The 21,328-nt window shown below is 42.1% G+C and carries 17 protein-coding genes; 6 read left to right on the top strand and 11 right to left on the bottom strand.

Features of this window, described 5'->3' with window-relative positions; genetic code table 11:
* Positions 1–13: 13 nt before the first annotated feature.
* From ACIROD_RS19015 to ACIROD_RS18995, 5 genes are read right to left on the bottom strand one after another with little or no spacing between them, the layout of a single operon-like run.
* Positions 14–1,342 carry a lysine N(6)-hydroxylase/L-ornithine N(5)-oxygenase family protein gene (locus ACIROD_RS19015; RefSeq protein WP_402943104.1) on the bottom strand — a complete coding sequence of 443 codons (1,329 nt, stop codon included), beginning with the start codon at positions 1,340–1,342 and terminating at the stop codon, positions 14–16.
* Positions 1,317–1,901, bottom strand: coding sequence for a GNAT family N-acetyltransferase (locus tag ACIROD_RS19010; protein WP_260358841.1), 585 nt, complete (start codon positions 1,899–1,901; stop codon positions 1,317–1,319). The genes ACIROD_RS19015 and ACIROD_RS19010 overlap by 26 nt, the downstream gene beginning before the upstream one ends.
* Complete coding sequence (locus ACIROD_RS19005) at positions 1,891–3,693, bottom strand: IucA/IucC family protein (RefSeq protein WP_402943100.1); 1,803 nt, start codon at positions 3,691–3,693, stop codon at positions 1,891–1,893. Before ACIROD_RS19005 ends, ACIROD_RS19010 begins: the two co-directional genes overlap by 11 nt.
* Positions 3,694–3,695: 2 nt before the next feature.
* Positions 3,696–5,204 (bottom strand): pyridoxal phosphate-dependent decarboxylase family protein, encoded by a 1,509-nt coding sequence (locus ACIROD_RS19000; RefSeq protein WP_402943097.1) that lies wholly within the window; start codon positions 5,202–5,204, stop codon positions 3,696–3,698.
* 7 nt (positions 5,205–5,211) lie between these two features.
* Positions 5,212–6,564, bottom strand: coding sequence for an aspartate aminotransferase family protein (locus ACIROD_RS18995; protein WP_101223952.1), 1,353 nt, complete (start codon positions 6,562–6,564; stop codon positions 5,212–5,214).
* 256 nt (positions 6,565–6,820) lie between these two features.
* Between ACIROD_RS18995 and ACIROD_RS18990 the strand changes: the two genes are divergently transcribed.
* From ACIROD_RS18990 to pepT, 5 genes are all read left to right on the top strand, one after another.
* Entirely contained in the window at positions 6,821–7,504 is a 684-nt protein-coding gene (locus ACIROD_RS18990; RefSeq protein WP_402943094.1) for a polyphosphate polymerase domain-containing protein, read from the top strand.
* A 32-nt stretch (positions 7,505–7,536) separates the two neighbouring features.
* Entirely contained in the window at positions 7,537–8,232 is a 696-nt protein-coding gene (locus ACIROD_RS18985; protein WP_402943091.1) for a DUF4956 domain-containing protein, read from the top strand.
* Positions 8,233–8,301: 69 nt separating this feature from the next.
* Positions 8,302–10,023, top strand: coding sequence for a CotH kinase family protein (locus ACIROD_RS18980; protein WP_402943088.1), 1,722 nt, complete (start codon positions 8,302–8,304; stop codon positions 10,021–10,023).
* 293 nt (positions 10,024–10,316) lie between these two features.
* Positions 10,317–11,780 carry an alpha-amylase gene (locus ACIROD_RS18975; RefSeq protein ID WP_101223956.1) on the top strand — a complete coding sequence of 488 codons (1,464 nt, stop codon included), beginning with the start codon at positions 10,317–10,319 and terminating at the stop codon, positions 11,778–11,780.
* Between the two features lie 141 nt (positions 11,781–11,921).
* Positions 11,922–13,157, top strand: coding sequence for a peptidase T (gene pepT, locus ACIROD_RS18970; protein WP_402944019.1), 1,236 nt, complete (start codon positions 11,922–11,924; stop codon positions 13,155–13,157).
* 59 nt (positions 13,158–13,216) lie between these two features.
* On the opposite strand, the gene ACIROD_RS18965 is transcribed toward pepT, so the two are convergent.
* Both ACIROD_RS18965 and ACIROD_RS18960 read right to left on the bottom strand, forming a co-directional pair.
* Positions 13,217–15,286, bottom strand: a complete 2,070-nt coding sequence (locus tag ACIROD_RS18965; RefSeq protein WP_402943085.1) for a catalase — start codon at positions 15,284–15,286, stop codon at positions 13,217–13,219.
* 297 nt (positions 15,287–15,583) lie between these two features.
* Positions 15,584–17,032: a DEAD/DEAH box helicase gene (locus ACIROD_RS18960; RefSeq protein ID WP_402943082.1), complete on the bottom strand. Its 1,449-nt coding sequence runs from the start codon at positions 17,030–17,032 to the stop codon at positions 15,584–15,586.
* Between the two features lie 293 nt (positions 17,033–17,325).
* Between ACIROD_RS18960 and ACIROD_RS18955 the strand changes: the two genes are divergently transcribed.
* Positions 17,326–17,658 carry a heme oxygenase gene (locus tag ACIROD_RS18955; protein WP_230176032.1) on the top strand — a complete coding sequence of 111 codons (333 nt, stop codon included), beginning with the start codon at positions 17,326–17,328 and terminating at the stop codon, positions 17,656–17,658.
* A gap of 60 nt (positions 17,659–17,718) precedes the next feature.
* Here the strand turns inward: ACIROD_RS18955 and rlmN are convergent, their stop codons facing one another.
* The 4 genes from rlmN to ACIROD_RS18935 all read right to left on the bottom strand — a co-directional run bounded on the left by rlmN (position 17,719) and on the right by ACIROD_RS18935 (position 21,265).
* Positions 17,719–18,786, bottom strand: coding sequence for a dual-specificity RNA methyltransferase RlmN (gene rlmN / locus ACIROD_RS18950; RefSeq protein WP_101223960.1), 1,068 nt, complete (start codon positions 18,784–18,786; stop codon positions 17,719–17,721).
* 79 nt (positions 18,787–18,865) lie between these two features.
* A complete protein-coding gene (rlmH, locus tag ACIROD_RS18945) occupies positions 18,866–19,345 on the bottom strand; it encodes a 23S rRNA (pseudouridine(1915)-N(3))-methyltransferase RlmH (protein WP_101223961.1) in 480 nt (159 codons plus the stop codon).
* A 361-nt stretch (positions 19,346–19,706) separates the two neighbouring features.
* Positions 19,707–19,868 (bottom strand): CxxH/CxxC protein, encoded by a 162-nt coding sequence (locus tag ACIROD_RS18940; RefSeq protein WP_101223962.1) that lies wholly within the window; start codon positions 19,866–19,868, stop codon positions 19,707–19,709.
* Positions 19,869–20,044: 176 nt separating this feature from the next.
* Positions 20,045–21,265, bottom strand: coding sequence for a S1C family serine protease (locus ACIROD_RS18935; protein WP_230176031.1), 1,221 nt, complete (start codon positions 21,263–21,265; stop codon positions 20,045–20,047).
* Positions 21,266–21,328 lie beyond the last annotated feature (63 nt).

Here is a 21,328-nt window from a genome sequence, read left to right as displayed (position 1 = left end):
CCCTTCCCTTCTCTTAGTAAGCCATGACGGGTGTTTTTACACGGAATGACTGAAATGCACCCTTTGGCTCGGATGGATAAACTTCTTTACCTGCCAATTGATTGATGATAATAGAATTTCGGAATGCTCCTAAGCCTAAATCCGGTGCACCCACACCATGTGTATGTATCTCGCCATTTTGAATAAAAAGATGATTCGGTGTAGAGATGGCCATTCCTACCCGATAGTCTTTCGTTATTGCAAGTCGACCCAAGTCATCGCGGACTAAATGGTCCTCCATGGTTTCAAGGAATGCCGGAAGGGTTGATTTATAGCCCGTCCCAAAAACGATCGCCTCTGTATCCACATCAAATTCGCTATCTTCTACCCACTGTCGGCATTTCAATTCCCAGCCATTTTCAGCAGGGGTAACTGCCGCAACTTCGGTCATTGCCCGAAGTTCAATGGACAGTTCCGCATTTCCAATCGATTTTTCATACATCTTGTCAAAAATTGCTGCGATTGTAGTGGCGCTGATGCCTTTATACAATAAATCCTGTTTCGGCAGGATTTCATCCTTTTTTTCCTGAGGCAGCCGATAAAAGAAATCAAGGTAATCCGGCGTGAAATATTCCAATCCGAGTTTTGAATATTCCATAGGGAAAAATCCCTTGGATCTTGTATACCAGTTTAGCTGGTAGCCATTTTCCTCCTGCTCATTAAGCAGATCCAGAAAGACCTCGGCTGCACTCTGTCCAGATCCGACAACCGTTACGGATTTTTTCTTTAAGATATTTTCTTTATTCCGTAAATAATCTGCCGAATGCAGGATGCTCTCTCCCATATATGGATGAAAACCCGATGGAACAGTCGGGGCGCTGCCAATTCCCATGACTACATGACGGCTATAATAGACTTCGATCTTTTGTGATTGTGCATCCCTTACACTGATTTGATAGCAGGGCTCATCTTGATCCCCTATATATTCAACCGCCTCCACCGCTTTTCCAAAACGGCAGCTATCAAGTTGATGGGCAGCCCAGCGGCAATAATCGTTATATTCTTTTCGTGGAATCAAGAATTTTTCAAGGAAGTAGAAATGATAAAGCCGATCATGCTGCTGTAAATAATTCAGGTAACTATATGGACTTGTCACATCTGCCATGCTAACCAGATCGGCAAAGAACGGTACCTGCAGAGTTGTCCCTTCCAACAGCATCCCTTCATGCCAATTAAATTCCCGCTTTTTCTCAAAAAAGACGGCATTCAACTCCGGGGTTTTCTCCAAAAGGGCCGCAAGTCCAAGATTAAAGGGACCTATCCCTATCCCTACCAGGTCATAGATAGATTGTTGCTTCTCCATAGTTCCACTTCCTCTCGAAATTCTCCCGTGTACATGACATTAGCAATGCCGTTTTATCTGGGAGCTTAATTTCTTTAATTGGGGTAAACCCGCATTTTTCAAATAAATGAATCATCTTTGCATTCCTGATATCCGGTTCTGCCATCACTTTGTTTGTTGTTGAAGTCAGTAGTTGGAATTTCACCATTGCACGTAAAAACGGCAAAGCCAGTCCTTTTCCAAGGTAATCCGAATCACCAATGAGTAAATGAATGCCTTGATCTCCCTCTTCGGTTTCATAATAATCTTCGATGATATCGCCTTTTACCCAATACGATTCCCAATAGCTCATGGGAATGGAGTCCAGACAGCCTAAATAGAGTGTTTGGTGTGTATCAGCCAATGCCTTTTTTAAATGAACAGCGAATTTTTCTTTTGTGAAATTCAAATTCCAGTAGGGTATCACATGATCTTCATGCATCCATTTATGCAATGTATCCAAATCCCTCTCAAATTCAACTTTGACAAATGAAAGCTGCTGATTACAGTCCTTAAGCATTTCTTCATAACTATTTTTCATGGACGGCCATAACCCCCTGTGCGAACGGATTATCAATCGTTGTATAAACGGATTGTGTCTCAAGTGAACCGACAAGCTCATCCATATCATGAAAACGTGTCAGTAAATTAGCCTTACAAGATAATTCCCGGGCATGAAGCAATTTTGAAACAACTCGATTCAAACCTTCATCTCCGCTTTCCGTGCTGCATGTTTCCAGTTGTTCCTGAACGAGCTGTAACAGTGTTTTTTCTGATACTAATCCTTCCGTACCAAAATTATTGATCAGGCCTAATAGGTGATTAAAGAAGAAATAGTATTGAAGTCTTTCTTCAGCGACTTCATCAGAACAAATCGTGAAGCTTTTTTCACTTAGTTCAGGCAAGATCTTCAGCAGCCTGTCTACTTTGGACTCACAGTAGTAATACCCTTGATTATCACGATAATAAAAAGTGGCTGGATACCCATCTTGAAGCTGAATGATGGAATTTTGTTGATGGGCCTCCAAAACAATTCCATACTCTTCAAATAGCCAAAGCATCGGTTTCAATGTCGTTGATAGATAGGTTTTGAACCAATCCTTACTCACTTCTGCAGTACTGCGGTTTTTATCAGCTGATAATTTGCGGATGATCGCTCCAAGTCTTGATGGGGCACCATAGGCATTATCCTGACATAAGCCGGCAATCAGGATTGCTTGTTTATCGTTTTCATAAAAAGGGTTTTCCCGAATATCAACATCGAATCCTGATTCTTCCTCGGTTGTTTTGATCGTTAGGTAAGCAGGGTCCTTGATGATACGGAAGGAGGGGTGCCGTTCTTTTAGATCGTCGCCCACTTTAGAATCTATTAATTTTGCAATTTCGACACCACGATCCAATTCTTTTTGCAGATTTGCACGTAAAGAATTCGTGATTTTAACCGGAACGGAAAATTTGTACATATATTTCGATGTGGGACTATATACCGTTCTAAATGAAGAGGTGGCCGTGAATTTTTTCCCAAGCGGTCCGGCATAAACTAGTGTCCCTTGCTCGAGTAGCCTCTTTACCTCTTCTTTTTCGATAAGCACTTTTGCCTGGAGCGGGTGTGCCGGGATGATGATATATTGGCTTTCCTTTTGGCAATAAGTTCTTCGGAATTCACTGGAAATCTCTAGGTCACCGGCTAATTCCTGTTTAATGATCTCACTTGCCGATGTGACTTCACTGGAATCCTGGATGACAATTGAAGGTTCTGCCAGGAAGTAGTGCAGCTGAAACTCCCCTTTTAATTCGGGTGAATAGATCCATTCATCTTTTTCTGAAATTCCCTGCTTACTTTTCGGTGTCGGGTGGAACAGGTGCCCGAATAATAGCGACTGCTCTGCTTCGATGTAGGTGAAATCAGGACTTTGAAGTGCATCAACGTCTTCTGTCCTGGCTTCAACATACCGTTGAATATTTTGGCTGCTTAGGATGACGCGCAGCATCAACTCATCTTCACTATCCGTCCGGCCCTGCTCATTCAATAATTCTTTAGAAACAATCGAGACCATTGTCACGTAATCTAATTCATGCACTTGTTTGGATGCAGTTTGATAGTAAATCGGGAAGTTAAAAATATGACGCCCCGTTTCCGACCAATATTTAAGCGGAACAAGCAATTCAATATCTTGGGATATGAGCTTACTGACCATTAATGAATCCGAAATGGATCCCTCCAAACTCGGCCAGTTTTTCGTTTCTTCTAAACTGCAATTTCCGGTTTCCCGGAAATAACAATTCAGAAAGCTTTGCATCGTCGCCCTTTCAGCTATTTGCTTACCATTCATATTCATTCCTCCATCATCTTGAACATTTCACCTAATACTCGAATTTCGTCTAAAATTTCCTCTATGTGTTCAAGCCTCGTCATTGGATTCAATAGTGTCATTTTTAAATATACCTGGCCTTCAAAACGTGTTTTTGCTAAAAATGCACGTCCGCTTTTCAGTAATTCTTGCTGAATCTGTTTATTTAATAGATTTACTAACTGATCACTTTCTCCTTCGGGATTATAACGGAATACAACCGCATTCAATTCAGGTTCTTTATTCAATACTGTGAACCCTTCCTCTTTATCGATCTTCACAGCCACTTCACGTGCAAGGTGACAAGTATAGTCGATCATTTCGGCAAAGGCATCCAGTCCAACGACCTTCAATGACATCCAGAGTTTCAGTGCGTCGAACCTTCTCGTCGTTTGAACCGATTTATTGACTAAGTGAACCATGCCCTCCGCTTCATCTTCCTGTGGATTCAAGTAATCGGCGTGATGCTGGATATATTGAAATGAGTTGCTGTCAGAGACAAGAAAAGCACCGCAACTGATGGGTTGATAGAATAATTTGTGAAAATCGACCGTAATCGAGTCCGCCCGTTCAATTCCGCTGATTAACTCTTTGTAATCCTTACTTAAAATCATCGCGCCTCCATATGCGGCATCGACATGCAGCCATATCCCATTCTTCCTTGCAGCTTCGGACAATTCGTGTAACGGATCGATTGAACCAAAATCCGTTGTTCCACAAGTTGCAACGATGGCAAAGGGAAGTAAACCCTGTTCCTCTAAATGCAGCAGTTGTTGATTTAATTCAGCTACGGACAGACGGTGATTTGAATCCGTTTTAATCGTGATTACAGCCTGTTCACCCAGCCCCAACTGTGCCGCTGATTTACGAACCGTAAAGTGGGCAGCCTCGGAGCACAAGATCCGCAATTTTTTCGCCTCGACCGGCAAGCCATGCTGTTGAACGTCAACACCCCAGAATTTCTTACAATAAGCGTCCCTAGCCAATAGCAGGCCCATATAATTAGATTGGGTTCCACCGCTTGTGAAAATCCCATCTGCTTTTTCCGGCAACCCTACCTGACTGCAAAGCCAATCTATTAAACGCTCTTCAACGAAGGTTGCCGCCGAGCTTTGGTCCCATGAATCCATGGATTGATTCAACGTACCGATAATCATTTCAGCAGCCACCGCAGGTATTAATGTCGGGCAATGCAAATGTCCGATACAAGCAGGGCTATGTACATTGATGCTGTCATTAATAACAAACTCTGCCAGCTCATCCGCTACCGCTTCAAGTGTCTTCCCTTTTGGAGAAGCGAGTGTCAGCTCGTTTAATCTTGCTTCGATTTCATACGGTTTTTTCCCAGAGTATGGTGAATTATTCCCTTTTAAAAAGCTGGTCAGCTTTTTTTCAATGATGTTTAATGACTGGCTGTAGTTATTGAAGCCTTCTTCGTTATTCAGGAAAAATCGAGAATAGGAAAAATCCGTTTTATTTATCATTTCGATCATTGATCATTCACCCTCTTGCAACAGCTGCACGAACAGCTTGTTCAAAAATTGCAGTGGCCTCGCGAAGCTGGGATTCCGTAACGATCAATGGAGGCAAGAACCTCACTACACTTCCATGTCTGCCGCCAACTTCGAGAATCAACCCTCTTTGAAAACATTCCTGTTGAATGGCACTGGCAAGTTGCGAATCAGCAGGATGGCTCCCATTCGCATTTTGCGGTTCTTCATGATTGATCATTTCCACACCGATCATTAATCCCCGGCCCCTGACATCCCCGATCTGCGGAATATCTTTTTGCAAATCTTTTAAAATATCCTTTAAGATTTCTCCCATTTTAGCGGCATGCTCCACAAGATTCGTCTCTTTCATGTATTTTAAAGTTGCTGTTCCCGCTGCCATCGCCATTTGATTTCCGCGGAATGTACCGATATGGGCACCTGGAGACCATAAATCCAGTTCTTTGTTATAAATAACCACCGATAATGGAAGACTTCCGCCTATTGCTTTGGATAGTACAAGAACATCCGGAACGATACCTGCATGTTCAAACGCAAACATTTTCCCTGTACGGCCGATACCTGATTGAACTTCGTCGATAATTAGCGGAATGCCCTTCTCTTTCGTTATTCTCCTGATTTCCTTAAGCCATGGAATTGGAGCTGGAATGGAACCTCCCTCGCCTTGTACTGCCTCCAAAATCATTCCGGCAGGCGCCAATAATCCTGATTCGGGATCGTTCAATAGATTTTCGATATACTGGCTGCTGATTTTATGGCTTTCTTCTCCGCCTATTCCAAAGGGACAGCGATATTGATAGGGATATGGCAGGAATTGTACATCCGGCATCAACCCTTGTATTTTTTCCTTTGGCTTTGTATTGCCGCTGATTGACATCGTTGCATGCGTTGCCCCGTGGTAAGCTCCTTGGAAGGATAATATGCTTCTATTGCCTGTCGCTGTTTTAACCAGTTTAAGTGCTGCCTCAATGGCATCTCCGCCAGTAGGACCACAGAATTGAATTTTTGCATTTTTCCTGAATTCCTCAGGCAGGCATTCAAAAATTTCATCGACGAACTGCTCTTTGATCGGCGTCGTAAAGTCCAATGTATGTAAAGGACGTTTATCCTTAAGAACTTTTTCCATTGCTTCAAGCACAGCCGGATGATTGTGTCCGAGCGCTAATGTTCCAGCCCCGGCAAGAAAATCAATATATCGTTTTCCATCCATGTCCGTTAGGTAAATTCCCTCCGCTTGATCGATCGCCATGGGTAATCTTCTAGGGTAAGATCGGGCATTTGATTCCCTTGTATTTTGTTGTTCCAGTAGTTGATCATTTTTTGTAAGCATATTCGTTACCATAGTGAACCTCCATGTATTGAATTAATTGAGAATAATTATCATTATCATGGACCTTATTCTACTGATAATGATAATTATTCTCAATGAGTAAATTAACTCATTTTTCTTCTAGTAAATTCCAATAAAATTAAGAAAAGGTTAAAACTGGGGCCTATTCTCTATTAATCTATTGAATATAAAAATGTTGTTAAGGTTTTATTAAGATTCTGTTTATAAGCTGAATGCAGTCAAAAATCAAGGAAAGTGAGGAACAACAATGAATGGTTTAAAGGGAAGGCGGGAGCTCAAACATGCAATCTCCAAGGCGGATTGTCATTTATTAAGAAAAAATCTGCAAAACTTCATGAGGCTTGATCCGCATGGGCTGGATGGGAAATATTTAATTCGAAGTGTCTATTTCGATAACTTTGACAATAAAATCCTGCGGCAAAAAACAGAAGGATTCTATCACAGGGATAAGTTCAGGGCTAGACTTTATGATCACAATACCGATTTCATCAATCTAGAAAAAAAGAGTAAGCGGAATAACCTTACCTATAAACAGAAGTGCAGGCTTTCTGCCGAGGAATACGAACGGATCCGTTCTGGGGATATAGATTGGATGTCCGAAGATTCAAGGGATATACTCAGGGACTTATACGTTCAAATGACCCTTTTCCAAATCAAGCCTACAACCGTCGTTGACTATGAAAGGGAGGTATTCATCTATGAGTACGGAAATGTGCGGGTCACCTTTGACAGTAATGTGAAAACGAGCTATCGGGATACGGACTTCCTGAATCCCGAATTAATCGTGGTTGATGCTTTAGACCCGAATTGTGTCATCCTGGAAATAAAGTTTGACGAATTTCTTCCGGATATCATCAAACATTTGTTATCCATCATCGATACTAGAAAAACGGCCTTTTCAAAATACCAACTAAGCAGAAGATACGGCTGATTGAGCAAACATAATATTTGGAGGAATAGTAAATGGATACGACGACAACTAGCACCACCTTTAATGATATTTTCAAATCAAGCTTTTTGGACAAGACCGGGAGCTTTTCAATCATTGACTCCCTAATTGGATTACTGTTGGCATTTGCCATCGGGTTGTTCATTTACGTCATTTATAATAAGACCTTTTCAGGTGTGATGTACTCACACAATTTCAATATATCCCTCATCATCATGACAATGGCCACGGCTTTGATCATCATGGGCATATCAACGAATATCGTTATCTCCCTTGGTATGGTCGGTGCACTCTCAATCGTACGATTCAGAACGCCTATCAAAGATCCCATGGATTTGGTCTTCCTATTCTGGGCAGCGGCCTCCGGGATTTTATGCGGGGCAGGACTAATTCCGCTGGTTATTATCGGTGCCATCTTAATAGGTATCGTCATGCTCATATTTGCCAATCGGATCACTGTTGAAAATCCATTTTTATTAATCGTTAAATATTCAGATGCTTCAATTGAAAAAACGTTGGAAGAAATGATATCCAACAAGGTGAAAAAGCATTCCGTCAAATCGAAATCCGTCATGGCGGATAATAACCTCGAAGTGACATATGAAATTCGATTAAAAGATAATAATGCCGAATTCATTAATCAAGTCAAGGACATGAACAGCGTTCACTCTGCCATCATGTTAAGTTATGATGGCAACTTCACAGCTTAAGATAGATGGCGGACATAAATATCCATGCCCACCCCTCTATATAAGACTACAGGAGGAAGGAGCCAAGGCATGTTAAAAACAAGATATGTTGTAGCGACCATTGGATTATTGATAATGATTTTTATAGCAGTGATGTTCTTCCTTCCCAATCTTCAAGTTGAAAAAGCCACTAAAGGAAATACCTATACAGAATCTGTATTTGATCAAAGTAAGGTGACAACCGTGGATATAACATTGGCTGATGAGGATTTGGATTCCATCCTGGATAACCCCACTGAAAAGGAGATCGTAAATGCCGACGTAACGATAGATGGGGAGACGGTTAAAAACGTGGGATTTCGCACCAAGGGAAACCTTTCCTTGAATTCCGTTGTTCAAATGGGAGATTCCGATCGTTACAGCTGGAAGATAGACTTTGATTATTATCAGGAAGATCAAGATTTACACGGCCTGAAGAAGTTGGCCCTAAACAATAATTACAGTGATCCAACCTATATGAGAGAATACCTTTCCTATGAATTAATGGATAAGATGGGCATAGCGACTCCAGGACATTCCTATATGTACGTGACCATCAACGGAAAGGAATGGGGCCTTTATCTAGGGGTGGAAGCTATAGAAGAAACCTTTCTGAATACCAACTTCACTGATGGCACAGGCGATCTCTATTATCCGGATGGTACGGGAAGCGATTTAAAGTGGATCAGCGAAGACATTGATGACTACACAGGATTAAACTTGAAAACAAACGATAATTCGGACCAATCCTCCATGATCAAAATGCTCGATGCCATCAATAATGGCGGGAATCTGGAGGAAGTCCTGGATGTCGATGAGATGCTGCGCTATTTCGCAGCCAATACTGCCCTTGTCAACCTCGATCACTATCAAGGAGATAAAAAGCACAATTACTACCTGTATGAAGAGAACGGGGTCTTTTCGATATTGCCTTGGGACTATAATATGTCATTTGGCGGTTATTCCGGAGGAGGCGGGCGACTGGCGGGCGACTCTGATCAAGAAACCGCTGACCAAAAAAATGGAACGGCTGCTGAGGGTAACGCCGATGTCGCTAAGCAGGATGACAAGGAACCCCTTGGAGGGGCACCGAATATGAACGGTGGCGGAATGATGGATATGAGCTCAAATTTCATGAATGAAAGTAATATCAACTTCAGCATTACCGAGCCTGTTTCAGGTACAACCCTTGAAGAGCGCCCTTTATTGAATGCCCTGCTTTCCAACGACGAGTACCGTGAAAAATATTATGATTATCTAAATGACATTGCCACAGATTTTTTCTCTGAAGAAAATATGACAGCAATGACCACTGAAATTACTAAATTGATCACATCATATGTGAAAAAGGACCCGACCAAGTTTTATACAATGGACGAGTATACAGAAGCAACGTCAGGCGAGGAAACCCTGGTTGACTTCGCTGTCAAACGTGCTGAATCAATATTGGCACAGCTTTCAGGAGATCTGGTCGTGAAAGCCGAGACAGAAAGCAGTATGGGCGGCGGAGCTCCTAATATCGGCGATGACGCAAATGCAGGCCAGCAACCGCCAAACATGGGCGGCGAGAATGGGGCTGCGATGCAGCCACCGGACATGGACCGGGGCGGGAATGGTGCACCTCCTGGTTTAACCGGGAACATGGCCCAAAAGGGGGCAGGTAACAGCGCCTCATCAAAAGATACGATCATTCTATCTTCCGTGCTTCTAATCTTACTATTAGGTGCAATGGCTTTCGCCCACTTCTTTAAACGAAGAGGTAAAAAAGGATAATAGACTTACGAAAAACTGAGGTATCCCTAAAATTCGGGATACCTTTTTTGAATGGCGTATAGGCATTCTCCGGGCTATTCCTACACATTTGAATTATTTTTAGCTGCTAATCAATATAAAATACCCTTATTTGGTATAAAATAGTAAAATAGAGAGGTAGATGAACCTCTATCCTGAGGATTGTTCACTTGTTTATCAATTGATTTTAGTGGGTAAAGATTTCCATCATTACTTTATCCGATCGCATTAGTTTCACTTTTGTTAAAAACAGGTCGGTGTCAGGGGGGGAACGGATGAAAAGAAATCATACGATGATGCAATTTTTTGAGTGGCATCTTGAGGCAGATGGTTCTCATTGGGAAAGATTGAAATATTCAGCCTCAAAGTTGAAGGATATAGGAATTGACTGCGTTTGGCTTCCGCCAGTCACCAAAGGGCAATCCGTTGGGGATAATGGATATGGAATATATGACGGTTACGATTTGGGGGAATTTGACCAAAAAGGAACCGTTCGTACCAAATACGGAACCAAAGATGAATTGCTGCAAGCAATAGCCACCTGTCATAACTACGGACTTTGCGTTTATATCGATTTAGTCATGAACCATAAGGCAGGAGCTGACGGAACCGAAAAATTTGAGGTGATTGAAGTCAATCCAGACAACCGTATGGAAGATATTTCAGAACCATTCGAAATGGAAGGCTGGACCAAATTCGATTTTCCGGGACGTAAAAATAAATACTCTGACTTTAAGTGGAACCATACTCATTTCAATGGTACAGACTATGATGCCGAAAACGACAAAATGGGTGTATTTCGCATCACAGGCGAAAATAAGCACTGGAATAAGCATGTCATCGATGAATTCGGAAACTACGATTATTTAATGTTTGCCAACATCGATTACAGCCTGCCGGAAGTTCGTAAGGAAATGATTAGCTGGGGAAAATGGATGGTTGATACGTTAAAGTGTGATGGTTTTCGTTTGGACGCCGTTAAACATATCGATTATGAATTCATCAACGAATTTCTCCAAGAACTCATTCCTTATACAAAGGAACATTTTTTCATGGTCGGCGAATTTTGGAAGGCGGATGTTAAAGCCTGTCAAACTTACTTAGAGCAAACCAATCATGACCTCAACTTGTTCGATGTTTCCCTGCATTATAAATTTCATGAGGCCTCAAACGCAGGAACAGACTTCGACCTCTCAACCATCTTTGATGATACCCTCGTCCAAACCAATCCAGCAGAGGCTGTCACTTTTGTCGATAACCATGACTCCCAGCCTCATGAATCCCTGGAGTCTTGGGTAAAGGACTGGTTCAAGCCATCGGCATATGCACTTACCTTGCTTAGACTTTGCGGTTATCCGTGTGTCTTTTACGGAGACTATTATGGAATCGGCGGACCTTCTCCGGTGCCTGGGAAAAAGGATATCCTGGATCGCCTATTATTCGCTAGGTATGAAAAAGCTTACGGAGAACAAACCGATTACTTTGATGATCCAAATACGATAGGCTGGGTCCGGCACGGAGTTGAAGAGCTAGAAGGCTCGGGGTGTGCGGTCATTATCTCTAATGGAGATCACAACAGTGAAAAAAGGATGTTCGTCGGTGAACATCGGGCTGGTGAAATCTGGAGTGATTTAACCTATCATAGAGATGACCACATCACCATTGAAGAAGATGGGTTCGCGACATTCCCCGTTCATGGAAAAAGCGTATCTGTATGGGCCTTGAATAATCCACTCTAAAAAGAGATAGCAAGGAACGGCATGTCTTTTGCAGATATGCTGTTCTTTGCTGATTACACCACCCAAGAAGGTTTGGAAAAAGATAATTTTTCCATTCCGGTCAATCATGGTAAGATAAGGGAAAAAGGAGTTGAAGGAAAAGTGAAAAATGAAATCATTGAAAGATTCACTTCTTATGTGAAAGTGGATACCCAATCGAATGAGGAAAATCCCTCATGCCCTTCTACACCCGGACAGCTAACCTTGGCAAATGCATTGGTCAAGGAACTTCAATCCATTGGGATGAAGGATGTGACAATTGATGGGAACGGCTATGTCATGGCAACCTTGCCAGCCAATTCAAATAAGGATGTCCCGACAATCGGTTTCTTGGCCCATGTCGATACAGCTACGGATTTCACTGGAAAAGAAGTAAAACCGCAAATCGTTGACAACTATGATGGCAAAGATCTTACTTTACATGAAAAATTGGATGTCATTCTTTCACCTGATGATTTTCCTTCGCTTAAGAACTATAAAGGGCATACCTTGATTACGACGGATGGGACAACCCTGTTGGGAGCAGATAATAAGGCTGGAATTGCCGAAATCATGACTGCCATGGATTACTTGATTCAGCATCCGGAAATCAAGCATGGAAAAATCCGTGTTGCTTTTACTCCCGATGAGGAAATCGGAAGGGGGCCCCATAAGTTTGATGTAGATGCTTTTGGTGCCCAATTTGCCTACACCGTGGACGGCGGCCCACTTGGAGAACTTGAATATGAAAGCTTCAATGCAGCATCGGCCAAAATCCTGATCAAAGGGACGAATATTCACCCTGGTACGGCTAAAGGAAAAATGGTCAATTCAGCCAAAATCGCAATGGAATTCCATAATAGGCTCCCAGTGGCGGAAGCACCGGAATATACGGAGGGTTACGAAGGATTTTATCATCTGCTTTCATTTCACGGTGATGTGGAAGAGACCAAGCTTTCTTACATCATCAGGGATTTCGACCGCCAAAAATTTAATGACCGCAAGGAATATATAACAAAAGTAAGCGAGGATTTAAAAGAAAAATATGGGCAAAACCGGATCCAGCTTGAATTACACGACCAATACTTCAACATGAAGGAAAAAATTGAGCCCGTTAAGGAAATCGTGGATATTGCCCATGAAGCAATGGAAAAACTCGATATAAAACCGAAAATCTCACCAATACGCGGTGGTACGGACGGTTCTCAATTATCTTATATGGGACTGCCAACACCCAACATCTTTACGGGTGGGGAGAACTTTCATGGCAAATATGAATTTATTTCCGTCGATAATATGCTACTGGCCACTAAGGTTATCGTTGGCATTGCATCGCTTTTTGAAGAAAAGGCAAAGTAGCATGATACCTGTTTATTGAAAAACCCCCAGACTCCAAGTCTGGGGGTTTTGATTCAATATTAAGCGCGTGTCCAGTGACGGTGCTTGGCAATTGCCTCGATAAAGGCATAACCACTATTTTTATCCGTAATAGCTACAATGCCTCCGGCTGGATCATTGGAAACGATGCCTGCCTTCGATAAGATCTCGGCTCCTTCTTTTCCCGCTCCAATCGCTTTGAAATGATTGTAGGCTTCATCAACAAAGTAAATGGGTTCCTTGGACGCCTTTAAGGCATCGACACTATCCTGGCCTCCTGCCACATATACAGCATCGAAAAGTACCGAATCGGCTGTCAGGAATGTCTGATTCACCTCGACCTGCTGTCCTTCAGAACTTGTAATCAACCCACGATTCATGCTGATGATTTCAGCCGTTATACCTGCAGATTTAAATGATTCCAAGACTTGATCAACCTCCGGCCCGTTGAAACCATCTGCGGCCAGGATTGCCACTTTTCTTGTTGCGGCCGTGTTCACTTTCATTTGCTCCTGGCTTAAAGCTGGAGAAGCCAAGTCCATTTTGACCTCACTTTTGTTGGATGGAGGCTTCACGCCCACTCCAATAGCGATCGTTTTGGCCAGTTCGACATCTACATTGCTGAACATCTCGACAATTTGCTGCTGAACGTCCTTATTTTTCACTTTTCCCACTTCAAAGTGGAAAGCCTGTATAATATGCTCCTTCTCCACTTCCGTCATGCTATTCCAAAATAGTTTAGCCTGGCTGTAATGATCCTTGAAGCTTTCACTGCGCTGCCGGACCTTTCTGCCATCGACTTTTTCCTGGTAATGTGCATAGCCGCCTTCCTCTTCCGAAGCAGGTTCAGGAGAGTTGCCTGCAAGGGAATTTTTGTGGTAGCTGACCGGCCCTGGATTTATTGACATTCTGTGCATGCCATCGCGCTGATTATTATGGACGGGGGCAACCGACCTATTAATCGGAAGCTCATGGAAGTTCGGTCCTCCCAATCGGGATAGCTGGGTATCGGTGTATGAGAATAAACGTCCCTGAAGCAGCGGATCATTTGAAAAGTCAATACCAGGCACAACATGCCCCGGATGGAAAGCTATCTGTTCCGTCTCTGCAAAAAAGTTATCCGTATTTTGGTTCAAAACCATTTTTCCGATTATTTTAACTGGGATTTGTTCTTCCGGCCATAGTTTAGTAGGATCAAGGATATCAAAGTCGAATTTGAATTCATCTTCTTCCTTAATCATTTGAACGCCAAATTCAAATTCAGGATAATTTCCGGTATCTATCGCTTCCCACAAATCTTGGCGGTGAAAATCAGGATTCTTCCCTGCAATTTTCTGTGCCTCATCCCAGACAAGGGATTTAACTCCCAGTACAGGCTTCCAATGGAATTTAACGAAATGGGCCACGCCCTGCTCATTTACAAAACGGAATGTGTGGACACCAAACCCTTCCATCATCCGGAAACTTCTCGGTATGGCCCTATCAGATAGATGCCACATGACCATATGTGCCGTTTCTTCATTGTTGGCTACGAAATCCCAAAAAGTATCATGGGCAGACGCGGCCTGAGGTATTTCATTATGAGGCTCCGGTTTAACCGCATGAATTAAATCCGGGAACTTAATGGCATCCTGGATAAAAAATACCGGAATATTATTTCCGACCAAATCATAGTTTCCTTCCTCCGTATAAAACTTTGTGGAGAATCCCCTTACATCACGGACCGAGTCTGCCGAACCTCGGGAACCTGCCACAGTGGAGTAACGAACGAATACTGGTGTCTTGACTGAAGGGTCTTGAAGAAACTTGGCTTTTGTATATTCGGTCATCGGTTCATATACCTGGAAATATCCATGTGCACCAGATCCCCGCGCATGGACAATCCGCTCAGGAATACGCTCATGGTCAAAATGAGTCATTTTTTCACGAAAATGAAAATCCTCCATCAAAGTTGGACCACGGGTTCCCGCTTTCAAAGAATGCTCATCCTCAGAAACACGCAAACCTTGGTTAGTCGTCATCTTTTCACCATTATCGTCCACTCGATATTGATCCAACTGCCGCTGCTTACTTTGCTCATCGATTCTTCCGCTTTCATTTGCTTTCGTCATCCCACTCAATCCCTCCATGTCTATGAATTCAGATTAAATCGTGTTGTATGTATTTATTGATTCATAATAACTGCATTATCCTTCCTCATATACCACTCTGTTTTGATGGATAAACAGAATTCAGAAAAAGAATCTTAACGACCTCATTAAACAAAGGTTATTATTCCTGGACGGATCATTTTGGCGTGGGTCGGATTATTCTGGAGGTAGGTCGAATTCTTCCTGTCCCCAGTTTTGAATAAAAAGAAGCGGGAAGACCGACTTTCGGTCTTCCCGCTTCTTACATTCCAACACCCTTTAGTTCTTAAAGGCCTCTGAAACCTTCAGAAGTTTGCCTTTTACTTTCGTATTTTTCATTACTTTCAAGACAAGCGGTCCCTTTTCATTCAATATTTCCACATAAGAAACATTGTCCTGAATCGTAATGATCCCGATGTCCTCTGCATTCACTCCATCAATCTTAGCGATGGTTCCGACAAAATCCACAGCCCTGAGTTTCTTTTTCTTGCCGCCATTAAAATACAGCTTCATGATTTGTTTATTCAATTGTTCGCTTTTATCTTTTTTGATCTTTGGACGAGCTTCCAGTTTCGCTTCGAATTCCATTTTTTTATTGGAGACTTCCTCTTTTGAAGGAACAGCCATCTTAGGGATTTCAAAACCGATATATCCTTGGATTTCAGCAAGGAATTTATCTTCATACGGCGTCACAAAAGTAATGGCCTTTCCTTTTTTGCCGGCACGGCCCGTTCTTCCAGTCCGATGTACGTAACTTTCCTTTTCCAATGGCAGGTCATAGTTAATCACATGGGTTATATTGTCGATGTCAATTCCACGTGCAGCAACATCTGTTGCAACCAAATAGCGGAATTCACCTCTTCTGAATTCATTCATCACTGCAAGGCGATCTTCCTGAAGCATGCCGCCGTGAATCATATCACACGGATATTCCAGCTCCAGCAGCTGTTCACATATTTGGTCCACCCTGTCTTTTGTCCGGCAGAAAATGATGCAGCTATCGGGGTTTTCCGTGATGGTGACGTCCCTAAGCAGGGAAAACTTATCATCTTCCTTCACTTCAATAAGAGCATGTTCAATTTTCTCCGTCGTTAATCCCTTTGCTTTGATTTCAATATCCAAAGGATCTTTCATATATTGCTTGCATAGCTTTTTTATACTCTCAGGTAACGTAGCAGAGAACAGCATGGTTACTCTATCTTTCGGAAGCTCTTTAATAATGGCTTCCACTTGTTCAATGAAGCCCATATTCAGCATTTCATCCGCTTCATCAATAACTAAATGAGTTAAGCGTTCCAAGGCGAATGTCCCTTTTTCGATATGATCCAGAACACGCCCCGGGGTTCCAACGACTACATGGCTTTTTTGTTTCAATTCCGCTTTTTGGAGTGCGAATGGATGTTTTCCATAAACCGCAGTAGCCTTTATCCTCTTAAATCTGCCAATATTCGTAATATCCTCTTTAACCTGCACGGCAAGCTCACGTGTCGGTGTTAAAATAAGCGCCTGAGGCTTATTCTCCTCCCAATCGACCATTTCGCATATCGGTATGCCGAATGAAGCGGTCTTGCCGCTTCCCGTTTGTGATTTAACGACAAGATCACGCCTTTTCAGCGCCACTGGAATCACTTCACGCTGCACCTCGGTTGGATGTTGATATCCCAAGCTTTCTAATGCCCTTACAATTTCATCGCTTAATGTATAATCAGTAAAACTCAATTCATTCATATAACAGCCTCTTTTGTTGTTTAGTATGTTGCCTTATTGTTTCCATAATCGTAATTTCCTTATACAGAGTTCTATTATACGCGATATGCATCGATAAACCTTGTAATATCCAAATCCAATTACCTTATTTCAATATAATGTAGCGTCCGTCTTCATTAAAACAAGGGTCATCAGGATCTCATGATCCGAGTTAATCAAAATGGACCCTGCTTCTTTCAATATGCTAAAATATGTATGAAATTGCGGAAAATAGGGTGTAGATTCTAACCGAAGTCCAAAAGGAGAGCTGATTTATGATAATCGTAACGAATAGAATCAGAGTCAAAAAAGGGATGGGCGCAGTCATGGCCCCAGGATTTACTGCACCAGGTCCACTTGATACTATGGAAGGCTTCGTAAAAGTTGAAGTTTTATTAACGCAGAATTTGTCGGATTACGATGAACTGAGCGTTAATATGTATTGGGAAAACCTTGATAACTTTACTGCTTGGAGAAATAGCGATGCATTCAAAGCTGCACATAAACGGCCTGAACCTGGTTCCGGTGATGCAAAAAAAGAATCTCCAATTCTAGGCAGCGAGCTTACAACGTATGAAGTCGCCTCGGTAAAGGAAATAGCCAAATAATGAAATCACGCCAAAAGAGGCCGCAAATATGCGGCCTCTTTTTGTTTTATCTTAATGGATTTACTTAGCTTCAGCCTTCTTGATTTGTTTGCTTCTAAGCTGACCGCAAGCCGCATCAATATCCGTTCCATGTTCTTGGCGAATTTTACAATTTACGCCTCTCTTTTTCAGCGTATCATAAAACGAGAGAACGGACTCTTTTTCACTTCTTTGGTATTGACTATGCTCATCTACAGGATTATATGGTATCAGATTGACATAGAGGCGATGTTTTTTGTCCTCAAGTAGATTGGCGAGTTGCTCGGCTTCTTCTTGGTGGTCATTGACATCTTTCAATAGGATATATTCAATCGTAATTCTCCTATTCGTTTTCTCTAAATAATAATCAAGAGATTTCATCAACTTTTCTATCGGAATACCTCGATTTATTTTCATGATTCGTGTCCTGAGTTCATTGTTCGGCGCATGCAATGAGATGGCCAGATTCACCTGTAATTGGGTATCGGTGAATTCATAAATCTTATTGGCAAGACCGCTCGTCGAAACAGTAATGCGCCTAGCCGCGATGGCAAGACCCTTATGGTCCATGAGCACCTTCAAAAAGTCTATCATATTTTCAAAGTTATCGAACGGTTCGCCAATACCCATTACAACAACATGGCTTACAACATCCCCTTGTTCCAATTTATCCAGATGCAGTTGAACGTTCATGATTTGTTCCACTATTTCCCCGCTGGATAAATCACGGCTTTTGGCCAATAATCCACTGGCACAGAAACTGCAGCCAATATTGCAGCCCACTTGGGTGGTGACACAAACTGAAATTCCGTATTTATGTCTCATCATAACCGTTTCGATAAGGTTTCCATCCTGTAATTTAAACAGAAACTTGATCGTACCATCTGCTGATTCTTGCTTAACGTGCTCAGTCAAAGTCTGGATGACAAAGTGCTCTTCAAGTAATTTTATGCAGTCTTTATTAACATCCGTCATCTCAGAGAAATTCGTCACACGTGTTCTATAAAGCCACTCCCAGACTTGGGAAGCTCTGAATTTTTTATGGCCATGGTCCAAAAGCCATGCTGTCAATTGTTCGAATGTTAAACCATAAATGGACTCTTTATTCATTCGTTACCCTCTTTTCATTACATTAAAATTTAAAATGTTAACTCTTTAACCTTACGGGGAATTCCCCCGGAATCAGTTCTTATTTATGATACGGTTCATTTCTATTTATCCGAAAAGCCCGATATATCTGCTCCACTAGAACCAGTTTCATTAATTGATGAGGAAAGGTCATTTTCGAGAAGGAAAGGGCATAATCACTTCTTGATAACACCTCGGTGCCAAGCCCAAGCGACCCGCCAATGATAAAAGCAATTTTGCTCTTTCCATAGGTGGCAAGCTGATCCATATGAGTGGCCAGCTGTTCTGAAGTAAGCTGTTTTCCACTGATCTCAAGCGTTATTACGTAGGTGTCCGGGCTGACTTTCGCCAGGATTCGTTCACCCTCCTTTTGCTTTACAATGTCCATGTCCGCTGCACTCAGGTTCTCCGGAGCTTTTTCATCCGGTACTTCGACAAGTTCTATATTAGCATAGGCGCTTAACCTTTTTGTATATTCAGCAATTCCTTGCTTTAAGTATTTTTCCTTTAGCTTGCCAACAGTAATAATCGTTATTTTCATATATATCCTCTAGCTTTCATTAATGTTTTTACTATCAATTGTTGGATTTGCCTACCTATTATCATACCTTACAGTGACCTATAAGCAAAACAAGCATATCCTTTCCAATTTTTTAAAAATAAAAACCGCTGCCCCTGAAAGCGGCAACGGTAACTTTCATTATTTTTTAATGTATATTGAAGAAATTGGGCTGGACTTAGTTTGAATTTATGGTTAATTATTCGTACAACCAAAAGCTTGATTTAAACAATTCAACCCTCCAGTTTATTCTTCGGAAAATGTTAAGAACAGGTTACAAACATGTTATCCACAAAAGTTATCCACATATCCACAAAATCTATCCACATCTTGTATGGGAATATTAGTTCCCTACTAGATATATTGCCACGTTTCGACAATATTCACAGGTTGTTGATAACTGATTTTCTTCGGAAACCAGCGTTAAAACAGGATAGGTTTCACATTCGTATACCACTTCATCCAGCGCCATGTCAACGTGTTCCTGACAGCAATATAATTTCATCTTTCATGTCTCCTTTCCTCTTCATTATTCCCAGTACTTCCATTCCCAATTATCCACAAGTTACTTGAGATTCTTAATTTCAGGATATATCCACAGGTAATCGTAACAAAAAATAAGAAAAGCGCAAGGAAATAGAAAGGACAGCAGGCATTTTCTGCCCCCTGTCCTTTTATGCTTTAAATTTCGCTGCTTGAAAGCGTGACTTCCGTAGTCTCTTTCTTTCCGTCACGGTAATAAGTGATTTTAACTTTATCACCGACTTGTTTTTCATTGTAAAGGTATTTTCTTAATTCCACGACATCATGGATTTTTTCATTATCCATTCCAACTACGACGTCAAATTCCTTCAATCCTGCTTTGGATGCTGGTGAGTTGCTTTGAACGCCTGTTATCGCAACGCCAAATGTAACTTTCCTTGGCAGCTTTAAAGTATTTTGTTGATGGTATTGGGAAATTTCTTCTACAGATGCCAAGTTCACACCCAAGAAAGCACGTTTCACTTCACCAAATTCCTCTATATCATTAATAATCGGGATAACTGAATCGATTGGGATGGAAAGACCGATTCCTTCCACTGCATTTTCTGCAATCTTCATCGAATTTATTCCGATGACCTGCCCTGACATATTAACGAGTGCCCCCCCGCTGTTACCTGGATTAATCGCTGCATCGGTCTGAATGACCTCCGCATTCCAATCCACTTGGCCGTCCTCATTGATATCCACCTCTATCGTGCGCTCCAAACCGGAGATGATCCCTTGTGTGATCGATCCAGAGAATTGTAGGCCTAATGGGTTACCAATGGCAATTACGGGCTCACCAGGTTTCAATTTGCCGGATTTTCCGAATTCTGCAATGGTTTTGATTTTATCACCATTCACGACAATGACGGCTAAATCTGTCCATGGGTCACTGCCTTGTAATTCAGCTGGCAATTTAGTGCCATCACTTAATGTCACTTCCAGTTCATTAGCGCCTTCAATGACGTGATTATTCGTGACGATATAGGCCTTGCCGCCATCTTTTTTGTAGACGACTCCCGAACCTGTGCCGGCTTCTGCCGAACTGTCCTCGGCGTTGCTCCCTTGACCCCAGAAGTTCGTTTCCTGAATGTTAGTGATGCCGACCACTGCGTCGCTGGCTTTATCAACGGCATTGGTGACGGCACTTGTTACATCAACAGTAAGGTTTTGCTGAGCCTGCTCCGTGGACTCACTTCCCGTTGATTTTTCCGTTGTAATTTCGTTATCATCGTTATTTAACAGTCCACTTCCCGGAAAGGCTAATAAAATAAGTAAGGCCCCGATAATGGCGCCCCCCAAGCCTGCTAGAAAATAGCTCGTATGGCTCTTTTTCCGTTTATTTTGGTTCTCATCATTCTGATCATAATAACCCAAGACCGCCCCATCCTCTCATTTTAGGAATGAATTATAGCAATTCTATTGTTTGGTATCCTCCCT

The organism is Peribacillus sp. NPDC101481 (assembly GCF_044767165.1).
Classification (GTDB): domain Bacteria; phylum Bacillota; class Bacilli; order Bacillales; family DSM-1321; genus Peribacillus.
Note: the sequence above shows the minus strand (reverse complement) of the source record. Positions and strands in the feature narration are given on the sequence as shown.